The organism is Streptomyces sp. NPDC005533, assembly GCF_042871845.1.
Classification (GTDB): domain Bacteria; phylum Actinomycetota; class Actinomycetes; order Streptomycetales; family Streptomycetaceae; genus Streptomyces.
Window position 1 is genome coordinate 14460 of sequence record NZ_JBIAJH010000016.1, and the last position, 20816, is coordinate 35275.

A 20816-nucleotide genomic window follows, 5' to 3' on the forward strand; every position below is an offset into this window, starting at 1 on the left:
CGGGCTATTCGACGACGGCCAGCTCCCGCGGAGCGTTGTTGAGCCGTCGCCCGCCGTCCTCGGTGACGGTCACGATGTCCTCGATGCGGACGCCGAACCGGCCGGGCAGGTAGACGCCGGGCTCCACGGAGAAGCACATCCCGGGGACCAGGGGCTGTTCCTCGCCCTCGACCATGTACGGCGGTTCGTGGGTGGTGACGCCGATGCCGTGGCCGGTGCGGTGGATGAAGCGGTCCCCGTACCCGAACTCGGTGATCACCGCGCGGGCCGCCCGGTCCACCTCCTGGCAGGAGACCCCGGGGCGGACCGCCGCCACGCCCGCCTGCTGGGCCTCGCGCACGATGTCGTGGACGCGCTGCTCCTCGGCGGTGGGCTCGCCCACGTGCACGGTGCGGGAGATGTCGGAGCCGTAGCCGAACCGCAGGCCGCCGAAGTCGAGGACCACCATGTCGCCGCGGCGGATGACGCGGTCGCCGGCCTCGTGGTGCGGGTTGGCCCCGTTGGGTCCGGAGCCGACGACGGTGAAGTCGACCTGGGAGTGGCCGTGGGCGCGCAGCAGGGCGGCCAGGTCGGCGGCGACGTCCGTCTCCCGGCGGTCGGCGAAGGGCAGGTGGAGGATCTGCGCGTACGCGGCGTCGGCGGCGGCCCCCGCCGCGGCGAGGCGCTCCAGTTCCCTTTCGTCCTTCACGGCGCGCAGCATGGGCAGGCAGGCGGTGAGCGGCGCGTGGGAGGTCTTCGGCAACTCCCGCTGGAGGCCGAGGAGGTGCAGGGCCCAGGTGTTGTCGCTGACCCCGAACCGGCCGGCCGGATCCAGCAGCGGAGCGGTCACGGCGTATGGGTTCGTCCCGTCGGTCCAGTCCCGCAGGGTCAGCGCTGCGGCGCCCGCGGCCTTGGCCGCGTCGGGGGCCTCCAGGGCGGGGACGACCAGCACCGGGTCCTGTCCGGGGGCCAGCACGAGCAGGGTCAGCCGCTCGGTCTCGGCGGTGGGCCGGTAACCGGTGAGGTGCGTGAGGTCGGGCCCCGGGGCGATCAGCAGCCCGGCCAGTCCGACCTCGGCGGCGGTCCGCGCGGCGGCGGCCATCCGGGCGGCGTAGTCGTCGGCCGTGAAGGGTTCCGGGTCCTTGAATGCGGCGTCACGTGTCATACGGGTGATCCTGCCGTGAGCCGGGCGGCGAGGGCAGCGGCCGCGCCGGTCGGGGTGCCCGGCGTGAGGAGTTCCGTACGGTGCACCAGGCGCGGGCTGGACAGCGGTACGGCGACCCCCGCGCCGGCGGCCGCGGCGACCCGGCGCGGAAGCAGCGCGAGGCCGTGCCCGGCCGCGGCGAGGGCGCAGAGGGTGTGCAGGTCGGTGCCGTCGTAGCGGACGGCGGCGCGGGCGGCGGTGAGCGGCAGCCCCACGCCGGGGGCGTCGAGCCAGCGGGCGTCGGCGAGGTCGTCCAGCCGGACGGCGGCCCGCCCGGCGAAGGGGTGCCCGGCGGGTAGCAGCACGGCCAGCTCCTCCTCCGCCACGCCGGTCACGGTGAGGGGGGCCACGTCGGGCAGCCGCAGCGGGTCGCTGGGCGCGGCCGGGCCGTCGACGAGGCCGAGGTCGCAGCCCCCGGTGGCGACGGCCGCGGGCACCTCGGCCGGGGGCAGCACCCGCAGGGTCACCCCGGTGGCGGGCAGGGCCGCGAGCAGCCGGGGCCCGACGGCGAGCGGGGAGGCGGCGAGGGTGACCCGGCCGGGCGGGGCGGCGGTCAGCCGGAGCACGTCGGCGCGAGCGGCGTCGAGCCGCAGGAGCAGCGGCCCGGCGTGCTCCAGCAGCCGCGTCCCGGCCGCGGTCGGCGCGACGGGCCGGCGGGTGAGCAGCTCGGCCCGCAGGTCCCCTTCGAGTGCGGCGATGTGCTGGGAGACGGCGGACTGGGTGTAGCCGAGCTCGCGGGCGGCGGCGGAGAAGGAGGCGAGGCGGGCCACGGCGACGAAGGTGCGGAGCAGGTGCGGGTCCATGGTCATCAGGATCACTGATGGAGGATGCAGGAACCATCGTTGGCGCTGAACGGGGAGCCGGCCGCAGGATGATCCACATGACCACCGCACAGACCGCACGGACCACGCAGACTGCACAGACCACGCAGCCCCCACCGGTGGCGCGGATCGCGCTCGTCGGCGACCGCTCCCCGCACGTGAAGTCCCACACCCGGATCCCGCTCCTCCTGGACGCCCTGGCCTCCCGCGACGGGCTCGTCCTCGACGCCTGCTGGATCCCCACCGGCGACGCCGAGGCCGAGGCGGCCACCGGGACGCTGGCCCGCTTCGACGCCGTATGGGTGCTGCCCGGGAGCCCGTACGCGAGCGAGGCCGGGGCGCTGGCCGCGATCCGGGTGGCCCGCGAGGAGGGCATCCCCTTCCTCGGGACCTGCGGCGGCTTCCAGCACACCCTGCTGGAGTACGCCCGGACCGTCTGCGGGCTGACCTCCGTGGCGCACGCCGAGAACGACCCGGGGGCGGCGGACCCGCTGATCGCGCCGCTCGCCTGTTCGCTCGTCGGGCACGAGGGCCTCGTACGGGCCGAGCCCGGCTCGCTCGCCGAGGCCGCGCTGGGCGCGGAGCGGTCGATGGAGCGCTACCACTGCTCCTACGGACCCGCGCCCCGGCACCTGCCGACGCTCACCGCCCGCGGGCTGCGGCTGTCCGGGCACGACGAGGAGGGCCAGGCGCGCATCGCCGAGCTGCCCGGACACCCGTTCTTCCTGGCCACGCTGTTCCAGCCGGAGCTGCACGGGGACGGCTCGCGGCCGCACCCGATCGTCCGGGCCCTCGCCGCGGCGGCCGTCGCGCACGCCGCCGGCCGCCGGGACGGGGTCACGGCCCGGCTCGCCGCCACCCTGGGCGCCGGCCGCTCGGCGGGATAACGCGTCGCGGGACCACCCCGCAGATCGGCTATGCTGTGCATGCACGTCGAACGGGTGGTCCGCCGCCCTTCGTGGTGGGTGTAGCTCAGTTGGTAGAGCACCTGGTTGTGGTCCAGGTGGCCGCGGGTTCAAGTCCCGTCACTCACCCTGTTGGTCCCGTGAGGGGTACGAGGTTTCCTCGTACCCCTCACGGGCGTTTCACCTGCTCCGGCAGTGCCGAGACGTCCTGCGCCCGCACGGGGCCCACCGGCAGGCGAGCGGCGGGGGCTACGCGCGCAGGTAGGCCTCGACCTCGGTGACGAAGGCCACGGGGGTCTCGTGCGGCGGGTAGTGCCCGGCGCCGGGGAGGGTGCGGATGCGGCAGTTCGGGTACCAGACCTGCCAGGTGGCGCGCATCACGTCGACGGTGAGCGCGAGGTCGTACTCGCCGACCAGGACGAGCACCGGCACCGTGTTGCCCTTGACGGCGTCGGACAGGTCCAGGGACTGCCAGCTCGCGAGGTAGTCGGCGAAGGCCTCCGGACGGGAGACCTCCAGGGAGTGGGCGACCATCCGGTCGATCCAGCGCCGGCTCGCCCGGTTGCCGGTGACGAGGTCGAGGATGGCGCGCCGGTTCTCGGGGCTCTCCGCGGCGCCGAAGAAGAGGGTGCGGGTGGCGTCGTCCATCGCGTACGGCGCGGCCGGGACGGGGTTGATCCCGACGATCTTCTCGATCCGCTCGGGGGCGCGCACGAGGACCTCCTGGGCCGCCTTGCCGCCCATGGAGTGGCCGAGGAGGGAGAAGGTGTCCCAGCCGAGCTGGTCGGCGAGTTCGAGGACGTCGTCGGCGATCTCGCCGAGGGTGTGGCGGCCCGTCACGTCCCGGCGTTCGCCGTAGCCGCGGTAGTCGAGGAAGACGTACGAGAACCCCTCGGGGTCCAGGTGGTCGAGCACGGAGCCCCAGTTGGCCGAGGTGCCGAACCAGTCGTGCAGCACGATGACGCGAACGGGTCCGGTACCGATCCTGCGGTGGGCGATGGCCATGCGTTCTCCCTCGGTGACGGGGCGACGAAACGGACCCGTACGTTCTGCCCACCGGGTCTACGATCACACCGTGAAGCCGACCTCGCGCACGGTACGCATCGCCGTCACGGACTCCCGGCCCGGCGCCGGCCGCCCGCAGCACCCGCACCACCCGCACCACCCGGACGCGTACGAGGTCGTGGACCGGGACGAGATCGCGGAGGTGCTCGCCCTGTGGCCGCAGGGCCAAGCACACGACGACTTCGCGTGCATGTGCCACGGGGGCGGCGGGCTCTCGCTGTACGAGGCCGGCGGTGACCGCATCAGGTCCGCCGCGCCGGCCGGTCCGCTCCGGGCCCTGTTCGATCCGCTGGACCCCGCCGGGCTCCCTGCCCGGCACCGGGCCCGGTGGGCGGCCGCCGCCCCGGAAGGACTGCGGGAGTACGCCGCCGACCTGGCCCGCGGCGCGGCGCCCGGGCCTGCGCACGGGGCGGCGCCGGCCGTGGTGTTCGGCTGGCTGGGCGCCGTCCGGGAGGAGCCGCGCGACGCGGCGTGGCTCCTCGCGGAACGGGCCCCCGTCCGGCTGCTGGCCGGGAGGCCGACGGAGGAACTCGCCTGGGCGGTGCGGGAGACGGACCGCACCGGGCTGGAGGGCGCCGTGCGGTTCTTCGCGAGCGAGGAGTTCACCACCCGTCACCCGAAGCGCCGCCGCGTTCCGGACACCGCCCGCGACCTGCTGCTCCGGTACGCCCGCAGCCGCCGTCCCGAGGACCTCCCGGTCCTGGAACGGCGGCTGCTGCGCACGCCGGAGGACCGCGTCAGACGGTCTTGATCGCCGGGTCGGAGACGCCCGGGGCGCCCGTCTCCACGTGGCCCGCGAAGCGGCGCAGGAAGGTGGAGTCGGCGTCGGAGACGACGTTCACGTCGTACCAGCGGCCCGTGGCGGCGAGGTCCACCGTGTGGGCGACGGTCCCGCCGGCCGGAACCCGGACGACCTGCGGGGCGCCGCCATAGGTGTTGGTCACCGTCAGGTTGACGGCAGCCGTGCCGGAGTTGGTGAGCGTCAGGGCCAGGTTGCCGGTGCCGGCGACGTGGCGGGCCGTGGCCTCGGGGCCGGCCTTCTTCGCCGGGCCCTTCCAGGTGCGCAGGAAGCCGTTGGGGCCCCATACCGTCAGGTTGACCTGGTTGCCGGTGGAGCTGCTGGTGGACCAGGTGTCCGAGAGGGTCTTGCCCGCCTCGACCGTGTAGGGCCAGGGGCCGTCCGTCCGGTTGCCCGAGGTGCTGTGGAAGTGGGCGCCGAGGGTGGGGCCGGAGGAGAACGTGAGGGTGAACTTGCCCGTGGAGACGGTCCGGGAGCCGTCCACGTAGGGGCTGTAGCCCAGGGCGCGGGTCGGCTTGGAGCCGGCCTCCTGCCTGGGGAGGGTGCCCGTGGCCGGCGGGGTCGGGTGGTAGGACGGGTGGCGGTTCTTGTCCGGCGGGACGTAGCCGGCCGTGGAGGGCAGGGCGGCGGGCGCGGCGTCGGCGCGGGTAAAGTCGAAGGCCGAGGTCAGGTCGCCGCAGACGGCGCGGCGCCACGGGGAGACGTTGGGCTCCTGCACGCCGAAGCGCTTCTCCATGAAGCGGATCACGGAGGTGTGGTCGAAGGTCTCGGAGCAGACGTAGCCGCCCTTGCTCCACGGGGACACCACGATCATCGGCACGCGCGGGCCGAGGCCGTACGGTCCGGCCGCGTAGCCGCCGCCACCGGCGTACAGGTCCTTGGACACGTCGGCGGTGGACAGGCCCCAGGCCGAGGACGCGGGCGGGTACGGCGGGACGACGTGGTCGAAGAAGCCGTCGTTCTCGTCGTAGGTGATGAACAGGGCGGTCTTCGCCCACACCGCCGGGTTCGCCGTCAGTGCGTCCAGGACCTGCGAGATGTACCAGGCGCCGAAGTTCGTCGGCCAGTTGGCGTGCTCGCTGAAGGCCTCGGGGGCGGCGATCCAGGAGACGGAGGGCAGGGTGCCGTTGACGACGTCCGCCCGCAGGCGGTCGAAGTAGCCTTCGCCCGCCTTGGCGTTCGTGCCGGTGCGGGCCTTCTCGTACAGGGCGCTGCCGGGCTGGGCGCCCCGGTAGCTGTTGAAGTACAGCAGCGAGTTGTCGCCGTAGTTGCCGCGGAAGGCGTCGTTGATCCAGCCCCAGGAGCCGGCCGCGTTCAGGCCGTCGCCGACGTCCTGGTAGACCTTCCAGGAAACCCCGGCGGACTCCAGGCGCTCGGGGTACGTCTTCCAGCCGTACCCGGCCTCCTGGTTGCCGAGGACCGGGCCGCCGCCCACGCCGTCGTTGCCCGTGTGGCCCGTCCACAGGTAGTAGCGGTTCGGGTCCGTGGCGCCGATGAAGGAGCAGTGGTAGGCGTCGCACACCGTGAAGGCGTCGGCGAGGGCGTAGTGGAACGGGATGTCGTTCCGGGTCATGTACGACATGGTGGTGGCCGTCTTGGCCGGGATCCACTTGTCGTACTTGCCGTTGTTGTACGCCTGGTGGCCGCCGGCCCAGTCGTGGTTCAGCCCCTCCAGGAACTGCATCCCGAGGTCCGCGACCTGCGGGTGGAAGGGCAGGACGTCCTTGGTTCCGTCGGACTGGAAGAAGACGGACTTGCCGTTGTCCTGGAGGACGGGGCGCGGGTCTCCGAAGCCCCGGACGCCCTTCATCGCGCCGAAGTAGTGGTCGAAGGACCGGTTCTCCTGCATCAGGACGACGACGTGCTCGATGTCCTGGATCGTGCCGGTGGTGCCCTGCGCCGGGATGGCGGCGGCCCGCGCGATGCTGTCGTTCAGCATCGTGAGGGCGGCGGTGCCGCCGGCTATCTGCAGGAACCTGCGACGGTTGAGTTCTGCCATGGCGTGACGACCTCTGCGGGTGAGGGGGGAGTCGAGGGGCGCCCCAAGGACAGCGGCCCCGGGGTACCGGCCGGGGATCCCCTCGTGACGCGGTGCCGTACACCTGGAGAACGGACGGCGTTCCTCCGCCCGCCGCGGCCGCGCTGGTGGGAGGGTAGGGGAACTTCCCGCAACACGACAGCCCCGCGCGGCCCTCCCGTCAGCCGCCGGCGGCCGCGGGTTCCCGCGCCGTGACGATGAGCCGGTCGAGCAGCGCGAGCAGGCCGGCGCGGACGTCCTCACGGGAGCGGGCGTCGAGCATGAGGACGGGCGTCCGCGGATCGCGCAGGTGCAGGGCCGCCGCGATCTCCTGTGCGGTGTACGGCTGTTCGCCGTGGAAGCAGTTCGCGCCGACCACGAACGGCAGTCCGCGGCTCTCGAAGAAGTCGACGGCCGGGAAGCTGCGGTCGAGACGCCGCGTGTCGACCAGCACGATCGCCCCGAGGGCCCCGTTCAGCAGGTCGTCCCACATGAACCAGAAGCGTTCCTGGCCGGGTGTGCCGAAGAGGTACAGGACGACCCCGGCATCGGTGAGGGTGATCCGGCCGAAGTCCATCGCCACCGTGGTGAGCGTCTTGGACTCGATGCCGTCGAGGTCGTCGACCCCGACGCCCGCGGCCGTCAGCCGCTCCTCCGTCCGCAGCGGTTCGATCTCGGAGATCGTCTCCACCAGGGTCGTCTTGCCGACCCCGAACCCGCCGGCGATGAGGATCTTGACCGGGTCGGGTTCCCCGGAGGCGGGCATGTCATATCCGGGCAAGGTTGTCCCTGATTCTCATGAGCAGGTTGACGTCGGTGGTGTCGGTGGCCGCCAGCGGCGGCCGGTGGTCGATCAGCCCGCGGTCGGCGAGTTCCCCGAGGAGCACCGTCATCGGCGTGAGTCGGATGTGCATCCGCGCCGCTATCTCGGCGACCGCCCGCCCGCCCGGCGGCACGCACATGGCGAGGATCTCCTGCCACTCGGTGGGCAGCCCGCCGAGCGCGTCGGCGGCGACCGCCGCCGTGATGGTGGTGTCCATGGTGAGGACGGTCTGCGAAGCGGCCGTACGCCCGTCGGTCAGGGCGTACAGCCGCGTACGGCGGCGGCTCGCGGGCTGCGACTCGTCCTGCGGCATTACGAGGAAGGCACCTGACCGCGGTCGGGGGTGCCCAGCCACTCGCCGAGCGCCTGGGCCGTGCGCACGGCCTCGCCGCCCAGCTCGCCGAGGCGGGCCTTGCGGGAGGTCACCACGATCAGCGTGCTGCCCTCCCCGCACCCGACGATGCAGAGGTACCGGTCGTCCATCTCGACGAGCTGGCGGATGACGCCGCCGCCGTCGATCTCCCTCGATATCGCCTTCATCGTGGAGGCGATGCCGGAGGCCGCGGCCGCCATGCGCTCGGCCTGGGGCTGGTCCAACAGGTAGGCGCTGAGCCGGATTCCGTCGTTGGACAGGAGCACGGCGCCCTGGATGCCCGCGATCCTGCTCAGGTTGTTGTCCAGGACGCTGTAGATCGCGTCGTTGGATGCGGTGGTGTGCGAGGAGATGGTCATGGCTGATCCCGTCGGAGCTCTTCTTCCACTGTCTGGGTCCCCTGTTCGTAGTCCGCCCAGGCGTCGGCCACCTCTTCGGGTGTCTCGGTGTCCGGCCGCACGGGTGTTTCCGGCGCGCGGGGCGCGCGCAGCTGGTCTGCGATGTGGGTCTGCGGGACGCGCTCGGGGAGGGCCGGCCGCGCGGGGGCGTCCGCCGGAGCCGGCCGGGCCGCGAGTGCGGGCACCGCAGCGGGCGCGGGCGTCTTCGTACGACGGCTGGGCAGGCCCGCGCCCGTGAGCAGGAGCGGCTCCGGCTCGACGGCGGGCTCCGGCTCGGCTGCGGGCTCCGGCTCGACGGCGGGCTCGGCCGCGGGTTCGGGGGCGGGCAGGGCCCGGGGCGCGGGTTCGCGCCGGGCGGGCTCGCGCGGGGTCTCCGCCTCGGTCGCCAGCAGCAGTTCCCCGGGGAGGACCACCACGGCGCAGGTCCCCCCGTACACCGAGCGGCGCAGGGTGACGGTCGCCCCGAGTTGGTCGGCGAGGTGGCCGACGACGAAGAGGCCGAGCCGGTGCGCGTTCTGTGCCAGGACGGAGTAGGGCGGGGCCTGGTGCAGGCGGCCGTTCATCTCCTCGTAGCGCTCGGGGCTCACCCGAGGTCCGCGGTCCTCGATCTCGACCGACAGTCCGTCCGCGACCAGTTCGGCGCGGATGACCACCTTCGCCTTCGGCGGGGAGAACCGGGTGGCGTTGTCCAGGAGCTCGGCCAGCAGGTGGCTGATCTGGCTGATCGCGCTCGGTTCCACGCTGGTCTCGTCCAGGGCCTGCCGCTCGATGCGCCGGAAGTCCTCGACCTCCGCGGCGGCTTCGCGCAGCAGGTCGGCGACGCGCATGGGCTCGGTGTGCGGGTCGGGGACCTCGCCGCCCGCCAGGATGAGGAGGTTCTCGATCTGCCGCCGCATGCCGACCGTCAGCTGGTCGGAGCGCATCAACTGGGCGAGCAGCGCCTCGTCGTGGCCGAAGGTGTCCTGGAGGTCCTCGGTGAGGCTCAGCTGGCGGCTGACCAGGTTTCCGGTGCGCGCGGCGATGCCGGAGGCGAACAGGCCGAACCCGTGGCGTTCGGCGGCGAGCTGCCGGTGTCCGTCGACCGACACGGCGACGGCCCGGGCGAACGCGTCGCTGATGCGTCCGACCTCGTCCCGGTCACCGCTCACGGCCGGCAGGGTCGCCAGGTCCACGCTCTGTCCGCGCTGGAGCCGGGCGACGACGTCGGGGAGGGTCTCCTCGGCCACGGTCACCGTGCGCACGTGCAGCTCGTGCAGCCGGCGGAGCACCGAGCGGGTGGTGAACACGACCACGACCACGACGGCCAGCAGTCCGCCGCCGCTTCCGCCGATCAGCCAGGCGACCTCGCTCTGCAGCTCCGCGGCCTTGGCCTCGCCGCGCGCGAGCACCGAGCGCGCCAGGTCGATGTTGAGCGTGGTCATCTGCACGGAGAAGTTGGCGTGCGCGGAGGACCAGCCGGCGACCTCGGCGGGCACCTTGATGCCCGAGACGGTGTCCTTGTGCCCGGAGAGGACCGCGTTCTCGATGCGCGTCTTGGTCTGCCAGTCCGCGGAGCCGACGACCCGCTCGTAGAACCGCTCGTCCCCCTCCGCCAGGTGCGGCACGATCAACGCCTCGTGCAGGTACCGCTGGGCGCCCAGGGAACTGACGAACTGGTCGTAGCCGACGAAGCTCAGCTCGCCGGAGGGCCCGGCCAGGGCCAGGACGGTGTCCTCGCGCGCCACCATCTCGGTGGCCTGGAGCATCGCCACCACGGGCCGGCTCGCCTGCGCGAGTTCGGCGTCCTCCGCGTGGCTGAACTCCTGCTGGTACACCTGGATGACCTTGCCGATCACCTCGGAGTAGTAGGCCAGCGTGCTGTCGGCGGCGCCGCTGCGGGTGTCCGCGCGCTGGCGGTACGCGGCCAGTTTGTCGAGCTGCCTCGTCACTTCGCCGAAGGACCTCGACGGGTCGTCGGCCAGCCGGCGGAACTCGGCGGCGGCCAGGTCCGTGGCCGCGCGCCGGGCGCGCAGTTCGCCCTCGGACCCGTCCTCGCCCGCCCACTGGGCGGCGGTCGCCGTCCGCTCCGCCTGCATGTCGACCATGAGCGTGTACAGCGGTGCGCCGATCCGCTCGGCGGCCTCCACGTCGGCCCTCAGCTCCTGCGCCTGGGCCAGCAACCGCTGTGCGCTCACGGTGACCTGAGTGCCCATCGCCACGGTGGGGACGACCGCCAGCCAGATGAGCAGGGTGCGCAGGCGCACGGTGCGCCACCGACGCGTCGTCGACTGCCCTCGTACGCCTTCGGGTTCTATGGGAGACATCGGTCCTCGGGAGCGGGGGCGGCAGGGGGATGTCGGGGGTTGCCGAGCGGCCGGACGGCACGGTCCTGGGGAGGGGGCGGCCACAACCGGTCCGGCCGCGGCGGGATGTGAGGGTGCCGATCATAACCAGACACATGGAGAAAACGGATAGGTGTCTTCACGGCCCAACCGTGCTATCGCCTTCGGATCACCGCAGGCCAGAGACCGGATCGGAATCGAACCGCGATGTCCTCGACATCAAGGCGGACCCGTTCCGGCCAGCCGCGCGAGGGTCCGTCCGCCGCGGGCGGACCGGCAACCGGAACGCGTGCGGGCCCCCACCGGCCCGTATGCGGGGTCGGTGGGGGCCCGGCGGGGTCCCGCGGTGTCAGCCCTCGTCGGTGGAGGGGTTCAGGCGCAGGGAGATGCTGTTGATGCAGTAGCGCTGGTCGGTGGGGGTGGGGTACCCCTCGCCCTCGAAGACGTGGCCCAGGTGGGAGCCGCACGTCGCGCAGCGGACCTCGGTACGGACCATGCCGTGCGAGGTGTCGGCGATCAGCTCGACCGCGTCGGTGTCCTTCGGGTCGAAGAAGGACGGCCAGCCGCAGTGGGACTCGAACTTCTCCGAGGAGCGGAACAGCTCGGCCCCGCAGCCGCGGCAGGAGTAGACGCCCTCCGTCTTGGTGTCGGTGTACTCACCGCGGAAGGCCGGCTCGGTGCCCGCGAGGCGCAGCACCTGGTACTCGGACGGGGTCAGCTCCGCCTGCCACTGCTCGTCCGTCTTCTCTACCTCGTAGGACATGACTCTCCCGCTCCCTCGTACCTTCAGCTCGACAGCCGGGCGAGGATGGCCGGACCGAGGTCCGTGACGTCTCCCGCGCCCATGGTGAGAACGAGATCGCCGGGCTTCGCCATTCCCGCGATGACGTCGGCGACGGCCGCCTTGTCGTGCTCGGCGGTGACGTCGGCGCCCGCGGACCGGGCGGCCGCGATGATCAGCTCGCTGGTGATGCCGGGGATCGGGTCCTCGCGGGCCGGGTAGATGTCCAGGACCACGGAGGCGTCGGCGAGGGCCAGGGCCTGGCCCATCTCCTTGCCGAGCTCCTGGGTGCGGGAGAACAGGTGCGGCTGGAAGACCACCAGGATCCGGGAGTCGCCGGCGGCGCCGCGGATGGCCTCCAGGTCGGCGTTCATCTCGGTGGGGTGGTGTGCGTAGGAGTCGATGACCTGGACGCCGGCGGCCTCGCCCTTGAGCTGGAGGCGGCGCTTGACGCCGGTGTACTTGCCGAGGGCGGAGGCCAGGTTGTGCGCCGGGATGCCGAGGGCGACGCCGGCGGCGAGGGCCGCGACGGCGTTGTGCGCGTAGTGGCGGCCGGGCACGGAGACGGTGAAGGTGAGCATCCGGCCGTCCAGGACCACGGTGACCTCGCTGGTCAGGCCGCGCGGGGTGATCTTGGTGATCCGGACGTCGGCGTCCTCCTCCTCGCCGTACGTGACGACGGTGAGGCCCTCCCGACCCGCGACGCGGCGGGCGATCTCGGCGGCGCCCTCCTGGCCGTGGGCGACGACCAGGGTGCCGCCGGGCACGACCTTGCCGACGAAGGTCTCGAAGGACTCGTAGATCTCCTCGATCGACGCGTAGTTCGCGTGGTGGTCGAGCTCCGCGTTGAGGATGATCGCGACCTGCGGGCTGTACTTGTGGAAGGTGCGGTCGCTCTCGTCCGCCTCGGCCACGAAGATGTCGCCCTCGCCGTGGTGGGCGTTGGAGCCGGGGGCGTCCAGGTCCCCGCCGATCGCGTAGGAGGGGTCCAGGCCCAGGGCCGAGAGGGAGACCGCCAGCATCGACGTGGTGGTGGTCTTGCCGTGCGTGCCGGCGACGGCGATCGGGCGCAGCCCGTCCATCAGGGCGGCGAGGGCGTCGGAGCGGTGCACGACGGGGATGCCGAGCTCGGCGGCGCGGGCGAGCTCCGGGTTGTCGGCGCGGATGGCGCTGGAGACGACCACGCTGGTGGAGTCGGCGGCGAGGTGGCCGGCCGCGTGCCCGATGTGGACGGTGGCGCCGTGGGCGCGCAGGGCCTGGGCGGTCTCGGAGTCGCGGGAGTCGCTGCCGGCGACCTGCGCTCCGCGCTGGGCCAGGATCTTCGCGATGCCGGACATCCCGGCGCCGCCGATGCCGATGAAGTGGGGCCGTTCCATGGCGGTCGGCAGGCCGGGCTTCATTCAGGTCGCTCCAGGATCGAGGGGTGGTGCTGTCGAGCTCTGACGGGCCAAGCCTATTCGTTGTGGGCGAAGAGCTTGAGCACCGGAACGCCGACCTTGTGCCGGGCCCGGGAGGCCCAGTCCCGGTGGAAGAACTCCTCCACGAAGTGCGGGGCGGTCAGGACGATCACCTCGTCGGCGCCGGTCTCGTCCACGACGGCCTTCAGCCTGTCGAGCGGGTGGTCCCCGATGATCTGCCCGGTGGCGTTGGCGCCCTTCTGCCGCAGGGCGTTCAGGGAGTGCGCGAGGGCGTGTGCCGCCGGGCCGCGGGCGGCCTCGCCCTCGGGTTCGTCGCCCTCGTGGATGGCCTCGGGGAGCTCACCGAGCGCGACGTCGTCGATGGCGCGCAGCAGTCGGTCCTGGTCGCCCCGGGGGCGCATGAGGACGACGAAGGAGACCGGGTCGTCCCCGTGCAGGGTCGTGACGAAGTCCACGTCCACCGGGGTCAGCGGCTGCTCGATCATCAATACGCTCGTGAACACGGACGCCCTCTCCTTCATGGGCCGAGGCCGGCTGGCCGGCCCCTGCGGAAACCATCCTGCCCCGCTGTCGCACGGGGCCTTGCGCAGACATGTCTGCCCAGTTATGTGCCCAGCGGAAGCAAAGCGGAACGCCAAATTCCGCCCCTTGTCAGATCCGACGGTAGCTCGTGAAGAGGAACCCGGCCTCTTCCAGTACGGAGGCGGGCGCGAGCCGGTGCGGAACCGTGACGGAGGGTCCTCCGGCGATCCGCTGGGCGTCACCGGCCGCGAGCATCGGCGAGATCGTCAGGCACAGCTCGTCCAAGGCGTCGGCGGCCACGAACTGGCCCAGCAGCCGGGGCCCGCCCTCGGTCAGCTGGCGGCGCATTCCCCGCTCGGCCAGCTCCCGTACCGCGCGGGCCGGATCCACGGCCGCGCCGTCGCCGGCCACCACGACCTCGGCCCCGGCCCCGACCGCCTCGGCCACCCGGTCGGCGGGCGCGGCGGCGCCGGTGACCACCAGGGTCGGCACCAGCGGGGAGGTGAAGAGGGGCAGCGAGAAGTCCAGGTCCATGCGCGCGGTCACCACGGCGATCGCGGGGGCCGGGCCCTGTCCGGCGGCCGCCCGGCGGGCGGCGAAGGCCTCCCGGGCCCGGGCCGGGCGGTAGCCCTCCTGGCGAACCGTTTCCGCCCCGACGACCACCACATCGGCCAGCGCCCGCAGGGTGCCGAAGATCCTCATGTCGGTCTCGCCGGAGATCGGCTGCGAGCGGCCGTCGTGCTGGGCCGCACCGTCCAGGGTGGAGACCATGTTCGCCCGCAGCCAGTGCCCGTCCGCCCCCAGGACGGGGTACGCGTAGGCCTCCGCGAGCTCGTCGAGCGACCACTCCCGGTCGGCCGGGCCCCCGGGCGGGGCTGGTGTCTGATCGGTCACAGGGAACAGGCGTCGCATCCGGGCAGTGTGCCACGCCCCGTAGAGTTAAGGGCTGTGTCGACATCACTCTCCACCTCCGGTTACACCTCCGGGCGGCCTCCGATAGCCGACGCGGGGCCCGAGGCCCTGTGCGCGCGCGAGCCGCGGGTGCCCGCCGAACGCCTGGTGGCCGAGATGGTGCCGCCGCCGCGCTTCGACTCGGTCCGCTTCGACACGTACGACCCGGACCCGACCCAGCCCAGCCAGTCCGAGGCCGTCACCGTGCTGAGCGGCTTCGCCGCCGGTCTGGGCGGCGCGCACGCGAGCGGCGCCGGCAAGAGGCGCTGGTTCACCAGGACCCCGAAGAACACGGCCCCCTCCGGCCCGCGCGGGGTCTACCTCGACGGCGGGTACGGCGTCGGCAAGACCCACCTGCTCGCCTCCCTGTGGCACGCCACCCCGGCCGAGCCCGCGCTCAAGGCCTTCGGCACCTTCGTTGAGCTGACCAACCTGGTCGGCGCGCTCGGCTTCCAGCAGACCGTGCAGACCCTGGGCGGGCACCGGCTGCTGTGCATCGACGAGTTCGAGCTGGACGACCCGGGCGACACCGTGCTGGTGTCCTCCCTGCTCAGCCGCCTCGTCGAACAGGGCGTGGCGCTGGCCGCCACCTCCAACACGCTGCCCGGCAAGCTCGGCGAGGGGCGCTTCGCCGCCGCCGACTTCCTGCGCGAGATCCAGGGATTGTCGGCGCACTTCCGGCCGCTGCGGATCGACGGCCAGGACTACCGCCACCGCGGCCTGCCGGAGGCTCCCGCGCCGTTCACCGACGAGCAGGTCACCAAGGCCGCGTACGCGACCGACGGCGCGAGCCTGGACGACTTCCCCGGCCTGCTGGAGCACCTGGCCCGGGTGCACCCCAGCCGCTACGGCGCGCTGACCGACGGGATCACGGCCGTCTGCCTGACCGACGTGGGCCCGGTGCCCGACCAGTCGACCGCGCTGCGGCTGGTGGTCCTGGCCGACCGGCTGTACGACCGCGAGATCCCGGTCCTGGCCTCCGGGGTCCCCTTCGACCGGCTCTTCAGTGACGACATGCTGAACGGCGGCTACCGGAAGAAGTACTTCCGCGCCATATCGCGGCTCACCGCACTGGCGCGCGACGCGAAACCCCTGGTGTCCCAGTAGGTTTGGGGACGCCGGGCCCTTCCGGGCGCCCGGCCGTTTCCCCCATCTTCGAAGGGATCACCATGGCCACCACGCGTACCGCGCACACCGTCTGGGAAGGCAACCTGCTCAAGGGCGCCGGCACGGTCAGCCTCGACTCCTCGGGCCAGGGATCGTTCGAGGTGTCCTGGCCCTCGCGCGCCGAGGCGGCGAACGGCAAGACCAGCCCGGAGGAGCTGATCGCCGCCGCGCACTCCAGCTGCTACTCCATGGCCCTCTCGCACGGCCTCGACGGCGCCGGCACCCCGCCCACCCGCCTGGAGACCAAGGCCGACGTGACGTTCCAGCCGGGCGAGGGCATCACGGGCATCCACCTGACGGTGCGCGCCGAAGTCCCCGGCCTGGACGAGGCGGGCTTCGCCTCCGCGGCCGAGGACGCCAAGAAGAACTGCCCGGTCAGCCAGGCCCTGACCGGTACGACGATCACCCTGAGCGCCGAGCTCGTCTGATCCCGCCCGCTCCGCCGGGGTGCGGTCCGCACGGCGCGGCCCGCACCCCGTCAGGCGTTCGCCAGCTGCGGGATGAGGCTCATCGCGTTGCCGTGGTAGATGCCCTGCAGCTGCTCGGGGGTGAGGGACGGGTCCGCTTCGAGAGCGGGCAGCGCCAGGTCGGTGACCGTGTCGGCGGGCGCGGCGGGCCAGTCCGTGCCGAAGAGGACGTGATCGGCCGGCACGTGCTCCAGCAGGGTCGCCGCGGGCGCCATGGGGCCCGCGGTGTCGTAGTAGAAGCGGCTCAGGTGGTCGCGGACGGCGGCGGGTTCCACGGGCGGTTCGCAGAACCGGCCGAGGGCCTGCAGGCGCGTGGCGATGTACGGGAGGAAGCCGCCGGCGTGCGGCAGGACCACGGAGATGTCCGGGAAGCGGTCCAGCGTCCGGTTGCTGATCATGTTCACGGCGGCCCGCGTGGTGTCCAGCAGGAAGTCGCACATGAAGTTCGGAATGCCCGGGACGCTCGACGCGCCGGGCGGGCAGCCGGGCAGGTTGTGCGGGTGGGTGTCCACCACGGCGGAGAACTCGTTCAGCTCGTGGAACAGCCGGTCGTAGGCGGGATCCCCGAGGTAGACGCCCCCGTAGTTGGCCGTCACGTTGACCCCGACGGCCCCGAGCTGCCCGAGGCCGCGGCGCACGGCCCACGACGAGGCCTCCGCGTCGTCCAGGAACAGGGGCACGTAGTACGAGAAGCGGCCCGGATGCGAGGTCGCCACCTCGATCATCGACTGCAGCGTGATGTTGACGGCCTCGCGCAGCTGCGCCGACGACCGGTAGCGGGCCGGCAGCATCGGCTTGAGGACGGCGGTCGTGATGCCCGCCCCGTCCATGAACCGGATGGCGTCCTCGATGCCGAGGCGGGTCCACGGGGGCAGCTGTTCCTGCGTGATCAGCCCGTGGTGCACGGCCCACTCGCGCCATTGCGGCGCGCAGTAGTGGTGGTGCATGTCGATCTTCGAATGGACTGCGCGCGCCGCGTCCGGGCCCGGTGCGGAGGGGTTCCGCCCGACGCGGATGACCTCACTGGTGCCCACCGCCGCGATGCGCAGTTCGTCCGCCGGCGTGCCCAGGAGGCGCAGCGCGGGGGTACTCACGGAATCCGTCATGCCGGTCGACCGCCCATCGGGTCTGGGTTACTTTCCGGAGGCCACGGAGGCCAGGGTCGGCTCGCCGGGATCGCCGTCCCGGCGCGAGGGCTCCAGGACGACCCGAAGGTGTTCGAGCCCCCGGAACGCCGCCACCGGGCCCTTGAGCCACGCCCCCCGGGTCTCCTGCGCGTCCGCGAGCTCCATGTCCGGGAACTCCCGCAGGAGGCAGGTGAACGCGATCTCGAGTTCGAGCCGCGCCAGCGGCGCCCCCAGGCAGTAGTGGGTGCCGTGCCCGAAGGCCAGGTGCGTCCCCTGGAGTCCCTCGCGCGTCACGTCGAGGTCGTCCGGGGAGTCGAACCTCTCCGGGTCCCGGTTGGCCGAGGAGAGCGCGATCTGCACCAGCGAGCCCTCGGGGATCAGCGTGTCCCGGATCCGGGCGTCCTGCGCCGCGTACCGGAACGTCGACGTCTCCACCGAACCCTCGAAGCGCAGCATCTCCTCGACCGCCCGCGGGATCAGCCGCGGGTCCTCGCGGAGCTTCGCCGCCTGGTCGGGGCGGAGCAGCAGGTTGAGGACGGAGTTCCCGATCTGGTACGCGGTGGTCTTGTGGCCGGCGAAGAAGAGCACCCACAGCGAGGCGACCAGTTCGGGGTCCTCCAGCCGCTCCTCTCCCTGGAGGAGGTCGCTGAGGAAGGAGTCCGACGGGTGCTCGCGGGTGTCCGCGATGAGCCGCTCCAGCCGGTGCTGGAGCCGCTCCTCGGCCGCCTTCAGCTCCGCCCGCCTGCTGGGGTCGAACCGGGAGCGCGTCACCACGGCGAACTGCTCCAGGATCTCCGGGCGGTCCTCCGGCGCGATGCCCATCAGTTCGCACAGGACCGCGATGGGCAGCGGGAACGCGAACGCGGCCATCAGGTCGACGGTGCCGGCCTTCCGGCACTCGCCGAGGATGTCCTCGGCGATCTCGGTGATCCGCGGGCGCATCTCCTCCACCCGCCGGGGGGTGAAGGCGCTGCGCAGGATGCGGCGCAGTCGCGTGTGCCGGGGCGGGTCCGAGAAGAGCACGTTGTCGTCGAGCGCGTCGAAGAAGCTGCCGTACACGGCGTGGTAGGTGTCGATGGCGCCGCGCATGTTCTTGCTGAAGCGCGGGTCCGACAGCGCGTCACGGGCGTCGTTGTGGCGCGTGATGAGGTACGTGTCGACCCTGTGCGGCGGGGTCAGCAGGCACACCGGGGCCTGCTCGCGCAGGGCGGCGTACATCGGGTGGGGGCACTGCCGGTACTCCGGCGCGCCCCTGGACACGGCCGAGACGATGTCCCGCAGCTCTCCGCCGCCGTTCGGTGCCGCATCCTGCTGCGCCATGTTCCGCACCCTCCGTCGCACTCGCTCGCGCTCGTCTTCCGCGGACACACCGGTTCCCCGTGCGGGTGCGTCGCGAAACGGCGCCCTTCCCGTTCGGGTGAGGCCCGCGGGCCCGGGTAGGAGGTCGTCCGCGTGCGGGTCCGGCCGGCCCTCAGCCGATCGGCGGGCGGCCGTCCGGGGCCGCGTGGGTGGCGGGCGCGACGGCCCGGGGAAGGGGTAGGGGGTCTCTTGCCAGCCCGTCGCAAGGAGCCCGCGCATGGCCCGCAGTCTCGCCCTGGCCCTCACCGCAGCCGCCTCGCTCACCCTGGCGGCCGTCGCCGCTCCGGCCGCCGCGTCCGGCGTCCCGCCCCGTCCCGCCGCCGACGCCGACGGTGGCACCGGCCGGGCCGTGGCCGCCCGGGCCGTCGTGTACAAGGCGACCGCCAAGTACCAGGTGCACGCCAACGCGGTGGCGGCCGGCTACAAGCCGGACAAGTACTGCGTCGTCGACAAGGCGGGGGGAACGGGCGCGCTCGGCTACCCGCACTTCAACCACGCGTACGACAACTCCCTCGACCCCGCGAAGCCCGCCGCGCTGTACTACGAGGACGACGGGCGCGGCGGCAAGCGCCTCGTGGGGGTCCAGTGGCTGGTCTACGACCGCGACCAGAAGCTGACCACGGACGACGACCGTCCCACGCTGTTCGGAGTCCCCTTCAAGGGCCCCAAGCCCGGCAATTTCCCGGGCCAGCCGGTCCACTACGCCCTCCAGCTGTGGCTCTGGAAGGACAATCCCGGCGGCCTGTTCCAGACCTTCAACCCGGCGGTGACCTGCCTTCCGGGCACCACCCGCCCCTGAGACCGTCCTTCGCACCGCCCCTGAGACGGTCGCCTGCCGTGGCCTGAGGCCGTCTGCGGCCGTCCGCGCCGCCCTTCCCGAACACCGATGCCGACCACCGATGCCGAACACCGCCCGGAGCCGCCGATGTCCGTCACCCGACGCAGCCTGCTCGCCGCCGGCGCGATCGCCTTCAGCGGGACGCTCGGCGCGCTGTTCGCCGGCGGCTCCCCCGCCGCCCTGGCCGCCCGCGCCGGGCGCGGGTACGGGCCGTTGCTCCCCGACCCCCGCGGGCTGCTCGACCTGCCCGCGGGGTTCGGGTACCGGGTGCTCTCGCGGGCGGGCGGTCCGCTGCGCTCCGGCGAGGGCACCGTCCCGGCCAACTGCGACGGCATGGCCGCCTTCGACGCCGGCGGCGGCCGCGTGCGGCTGGTCCGCAACCACGAGAACCGCACCACCGCCGCCCTGCGCGTCCCCGCGGTCCCGGGGCTGACGTACGACCCCGAGGCCCTGGGCGGCTGCACGGCCCTGGAACTGGACGCGGACGGCACGGTCACCGGCGAGCGGGTCGCCCTCGCCGGCACCGCCGTCAACTGCGCGGGCGGCCGCACCCCCTGGAACACCTGGCTGAGCTGCGAGGAGACCGAGGACCGCGCGGGCACCTCCGGCTACACCCGCGACCACGGCTACGTCTTCGAGGTGGACCCCGCCGACCCGCAGCGCTCGGGCGCGGTCCCGCTCACCGCGATGGGCCGCTTCGCGCACGAGGCCGTCGCCGTGGACCCGTACCGCGGGGTCGTCTACGAGACCGAGGACGCCTTCGTCAAGCCGTTCGGGCTGTTCTACCGCTTCCTGCCGGCGCGGCCCCTCGGGGGGCTCGGCTCGCTGCGGGCGGGGGGCGCCCTGGAGGCCCTGCGCGTACCGGGGATCGCGGACCTCGCGGTGGTGGACGAGCCCGGGGCGGAGTTCCCGGTGGAGTGGGTGCCCGTACCGGATCCCTCAGCAGCCTCGACCCCGGTCCGGCTGCAGGACTTCGGGCCGGGCGGGATCACCCACGCGCAGAAGCTGGAGGGCTGCTACTGGGGCGGCGGCGGCGTCCACTTCGTGTCCAGCTTCGCCCGCACGGGCGAGGGCGCGCCCGCCGACCACCACGGGCAGGTGTGGTTCTACGATCCGCGCCGGGCCCGGCTGCGGCTGGACGTGCTCTTCGGCTCGGCCGCCGACATCGCGCTGCCCGGTGACTCCCCCGACAACATCTGCCTCGCGCCGGACGGCGGCCTGATGGTGTGCGAGGACGGGGGCGGCGCCCAGTACGTCTTCGGCGTGACGGCGGGTGGCGAGGTCTATCCGGTGGCCCGCAACGCCCAGGACATCGGGCGGCCGGGGGCCCCGGAGTGGGGGGAGTTCGCCGGGGTCACCTTCTCCCCCGACGGACGGACGATGTACGTCAACGCGTACGCCCCGGGCACCACCTTCGCGGTGACGGGCCCCTGGCGCTGATCCCCGGTGCGTACGACCGCATGCCCGGATGCCCGGATGCC

Annotated in this window: 20 protein-coding genes and 1 tRNA gene; 7 read left to right on the top strand and 14 right to left on the bottom strand. The window is 73.1% G+C overall.

All coding sequences use genetic code 11. From position 1 onward, the window contains the following. Window positions 1-4 precede the first annotated feature (4 nt). Window positions 5-1144: a M24 family metallopeptidase gene (locus ACFYP3_RS18045; protein ID WP_388833074.1), complete on the bottom strand. Its 1140-nt coding sequence runs from the start codon at window positions 1142-1144 to the stop codon at window positions 5-7. Further along, window positions 1141-1986 carry a LysR family transcriptional regulator gene (locus ACFYP3_RS18050; RefSeq protein WP_388833393.1) on the bottom strand — a complete coding sequence of 282 codons (846 nt, stop codon included), beginning with the start codon at window positions 1984-1986 and terminating at the stop codon, window positions 1141-1143. The genes ACFYP3_RS18045 and ACFYP3_RS18050 overlap by 4 nt, the downstream gene beginning before the upstream one ends. A gap of 77 nt (window positions 1987-2063) precedes the next feature. On the opposite strand from ACFYP3_RS18050, the gene ACFYP3_RS18055 reads away from it, so the two are divergent. Both ACFYP3_RS18055 and ACFYP3_RS18060 read left to right on the top strand, forming a co-directional pair. Beyond that, the gene (locus ACFYP3_RS18055) at window positions 2064-2891 is read left to right on the top strand and encodes a hypothetical protein (protein WP_388833077.1); all 828 of its coding nucleotides are present in this window, start codon (window positions 2064-2066) and stop codon (window positions 2889-2891) included. A 74-nt stretch (window positions 2892-2965) separates the two neighbouring features. Beyond that, window positions 2966-3038: transfer RNA gene (locus tag ACFYP3_RS18060), tRNA-His, on the top strand. A gap of 120 nt (window positions 3039-3158) precedes the next feature. Here the strand turns inward: ACFYP3_RS18060 and ACFYP3_RS18065 are convergent. Beyond that, on the bottom strand, window positions 3159-3914 hold the full coding sequence (locus ACFYP3_RS18065) for an alpha/beta fold hydrolase (RefSeq protein WP_388833080.1): 756 nt from the start codon (window positions 3912-3914) through the stop codon (window positions 3159-3161). A 70-nt stretch (window positions 3915-3984) separates the two neighbouring features. Between ACFYP3_RS18065 and ACFYP3_RS18070 the strand changes: the two genes are divergently transcribed. Then, the gene (locus tag ACFYP3_RS18070; protein ID WP_388833083.1) at window positions 3985-4725 is read left to right on the top strand and encodes a hypothetical protein; all 741 of its coding nucleotides are present in this window, start codon (window positions 3985-3987) and stop codon (window positions 4723-4725) included. On the opposite strand, the gene ACFYP3_RS18075 is transcribed toward ACFYP3_RS18070, so the two are convergent. From ACFYP3_RS18075 to ACFYP3_RS18115, 9 genes are all read right to left on the bottom strand, one after another. Further along, on the bottom strand, window positions 4712-6772 hold the full coding sequence (locus ACFYP3_RS18075) for a phosphocholine-specific phospholipase C (RefSeq protein ID WP_388833086.1): 2061 nt from the start codon (window positions 6770-6772) through the stop codon (window positions 4712-4714). The genes ACFYP3_RS18070 and ACFYP3_RS18075 overlap by 14 nt on opposite strands. Before the next feature lie 199 nt (window positions 6773-6971). Next, on the bottom strand, window positions 6972-7556 hold the full coding sequence (locus ACFYP3_RS18080; protein ID WP_388833089.1) for an ATP/GTP-binding protein: 585 nt from the start codon (window positions 7554-7556) through the stop codon (window positions 6972-6974). A gap of 1 nt (window position 7557) precedes the next feature. Continuing rightward, window positions 7558-7926: a DUF742 domain-containing protein gene (locus ACFYP3_RS18085; RefSeq protein WP_388833092.1), complete on the bottom strand. Its 369-nt coding sequence runs from the start codon at window positions 7924-7926 to the stop codon at window positions 7558-7560. After that, entirely contained in the window at window positions 7926-8345 is a 420-nt protein-coding gene (locus tag ACFYP3_RS18090; protein WP_388833095.1) for a roadblock/LC7 domain-containing protein, read from the bottom strand. Before ACFYP3_RS18090 ends, ACFYP3_RS18085 begins: the two co-directional genes overlap by 1 nt. After that, window positions 8342-10687 carry a nitrate- and nitrite sensing domain-containing protein gene (locus ACFYP3_RS18095; RefSeq protein ID WP_388833098.1) on the bottom strand — a complete coding sequence of 782 codons (2346 nt, stop codon included), beginning with the start codon at window positions 10685-10687 and terminating at the stop codon, window positions 8342-8344. The genes ACFYP3_RS18090 and ACFYP3_RS18095 overlap by 4 nt, the downstream gene beginning before the upstream one ends. 367 nt (window positions 10688-11054) lie before the next feature. Further along, on the bottom strand, window positions 11055-11468 hold the full coding sequence (gene msrB, locus ACFYP3_RS18100) for a peptide-methionine (R)-S-oxide reductase MsrB (protein ID WP_388833101.1): 414 nt from the start codon (window positions 11466-11468) through the stop codon (window positions 11055-11057). Between the two features lie 23 nt (window positions 11469-11491). After that, on the bottom strand, window positions 11492-12886 hold the full coding sequence (murC, locus tag ACFYP3_RS18105; protein ID WP_388833104.1) for a UDP-N-acetylmuramate--L-alanine ligase: 1395 nt from the start codon (window positions 12884-12886) through the stop codon (window positions 11492-11494). A gap of 53 nt (window positions 12887-12939) precedes the next feature. Beyond that, window positions 12940-13407 carry an indole-3-glycerol phosphate synthase gene (locus tag ACFYP3_RS18110; RefSeq protein ID WP_388833107.1) on the bottom strand — a complete coding sequence of 156 codons (468 nt, stop codon included), beginning with the start codon at window positions 13405-13407 and terminating at the stop codon, window positions 12940-12942. A 148-nt stretch (window positions 13408-13555) separates the two neighbouring features. After that, the gene (locus ACFYP3_RS18115) at window positions 13556-14338 is read right to left on the bottom strand and encodes a pyrimidine reductase family protein (protein WP_388833110.1); all 783 of its coding nucleotides are present in this window, start codon (window positions 14336-14338) and stop codon (window positions 13556-13558) included. Between the two features lie 84 nt (window positions 14339-14422). Here ACFYP3_RS18115 and zapE point away from each other — a divergent pair, with 84 nt between their 5' ends. Beyond that, complete coding sequence (zapE, locus tag ACFYP3_RS18120) at window positions 14423-15484, top strand: cell division protein ZapE (protein WP_388833395.1); 1062 nt, start codon at window positions 14423-14425, stop codon at window positions 15482-15484. A gap of 62 nt (window positions 15485-15546) precedes the next feature. Next, window positions 15547-15972, top strand: coding sequence for an OsmC family protein (locus tag ACFYP3_RS18125; protein ID WP_388833113.1), 426 nt, complete (start codon window positions 15547-15549; stop codon window positions 15970-15972). A 50-nt stretch (window positions 15973-16022) separates the two neighbouring features. Here the strand turns inward: ACFYP3_RS18125 and ACFYP3_RS18130 are convergent, their stop codons facing one another. Beyond that, the gene (locus ACFYP3_RS18130; protein ID WP_388833116.1) at window positions 16023-17105 is read right to left on the bottom strand and encodes an amidohydrolase family protein; all 1083 of its coding nucleotides are present in this window, start codon (window positions 17103-17105) and stop codon (window positions 16023-16025) included. A 39-nt stretch (window positions 17106-17144) separates the two neighbouring features. Then, complete coding sequence (locus tag ACFYP3_RS18135; RefSeq protein WP_388833119.1) at window positions 17145-18458, bottom strand: cytochrome P450; 1314 nt, start codon at window positions 18456-18458, stop codon at window positions 17145-17147. A gap of 256 nt (window positions 18459-18714) precedes the next feature. Here ACFYP3_RS18135 and ACFYP3_RS18140 point away from each other — a divergent pair, with 256 nt between their 5' ends. Together ACFYP3_RS18140 and ACFYP3_RS18145 are read left to right on the top strand one after the other, a co-directional pair. Continuing rightward, complete coding sequence (locus ACFYP3_RS18140) at window positions 18715-19296, top strand: hypothetical protein (protein ID WP_388833122.1); 582 nt, start codon at window positions 18715-18717, stop codon at window positions 19294-19296. A 126-nt stretch (window positions 19297-19422) separates the two neighbouring features. After that, window positions 19423-20775, top strand: coding sequence for an alkaline phosphatase PhoX (locus ACFYP3_RS18145; protein WP_388833125.1), 1353 nt, complete (start codon window positions 19423-19425; stop codon window positions 20773-20775). Window positions 20776-20816: the final 41 nt, after the last annotated feature.

Coding starts and splice junctions, on each gene's coding strand:
- ACFYP3_RS18115 (WP_388833110.1), bottom strand. CDS start 14,338: ATGCGACGCCTGTTCCCTGTGACCGATCAGACACCAGCCCCGCCCGGG.
- ACFYP3_RS18135 (WP_388833119.1), bottom strand. CDS start 18,458: ATGGCGCAGCAGGATGCGGCACCGAACGGCGGCGGAGAGCTGCGGGAC.
- ACFYP3_RS18085 (WP_388833092.1), bottom strand. CDS start 7,926: ATGCCGCAGGACGAGTCGCAGCCCGCGAGCCGCCGCCGTACGCGGCTG.
- ACFYP3_RS18140 (WP_388833122.1), top strand. CDS start 18,715: ATGGCCCGCAGTCTCGCCCTGGCCCTCACCGCAGCCGCCTCGCTCACC.
- ACFYP3_RS18065 (WP_388833080.1), bottom strand. CDS start 3,914: ATGGCCATCGCCCACCGCAGGATCGGTACCGGACCCGTTCGCGTCATC.
- msrB (WP_388833101.1), bottom strand. CDS start 11,468: ATGTCCTACGAGGTAGAGAAGACGGACGAGCAGTGGCAGGCGGAGCTG.
- ACFYP3_RS18055 (WP_388833077.1), top strand. CDS start 2,064: ATGACCACCGCACAGACCGCACGGACCACGCAGACTGCACAGACCACG.
- ACFYP3_RS18050 (WP_388833393.1), bottom strand. CDS start 1,986: ATGGACCCGCACCTGCTCCGCACCTTCGTCGCCGTGGCCCGCCTCGCC.
- ACFYP3_RS18145 (WP_388833125.1), top strand. CDS start 19,423: ATGTCCGTCACCCGACGCAGCCTGCTCGCCGCCGGCGCGATCGCCTTC.
- ACFYP3_RS18090 (WP_388833095.1), bottom strand. CDS start 8,345: ATGACCATCTCCTCGCACACCACCGCATCCAACGACGCGATCTACAGC.
- ACFYP3_RS18080 (WP_388833089.1), bottom strand. CDS start 7,556: ATGCCCGCCTCCGGGGAACCCGACCCGGTCAAGATCCTCATCGCCGGC.
- ACFYP3_RS18125 (WP_388833113.1), top strand. CDS start 15,547: ATGGCCACCACGCGTACCGCGCACACCGTCTGGGAAGGCAACCTGCTC.
- ACFYP3_RS18075 (WP_388833086.1), bottom strand. CDS start 6,772: ATGGCAGAACTCAACCGTCGCAGGTTCCTGCAGATAGCCGGCGGCACC.
- ACFYP3_RS18095 (WP_388833098.1), bottom strand. CDS start 10,687: ATGTCTCCCATAGAACCCGAAGGCGTACGAGGGCAGTCGACGACGCGT.
- ACFYP3_RS18045 (WP_388833074.1), bottom strand. CDS start 1,144: ATGACACGTGACGCCGCATTCAAGGACCCGGAACCCTTCACGGCCGAC.
- murC (WP_388833104.1), bottom strand. CDS start 12,886: ATGAAGCCCGGCCTGCCGACCGCCATGGAACGGCCCCACTTCATCGGC.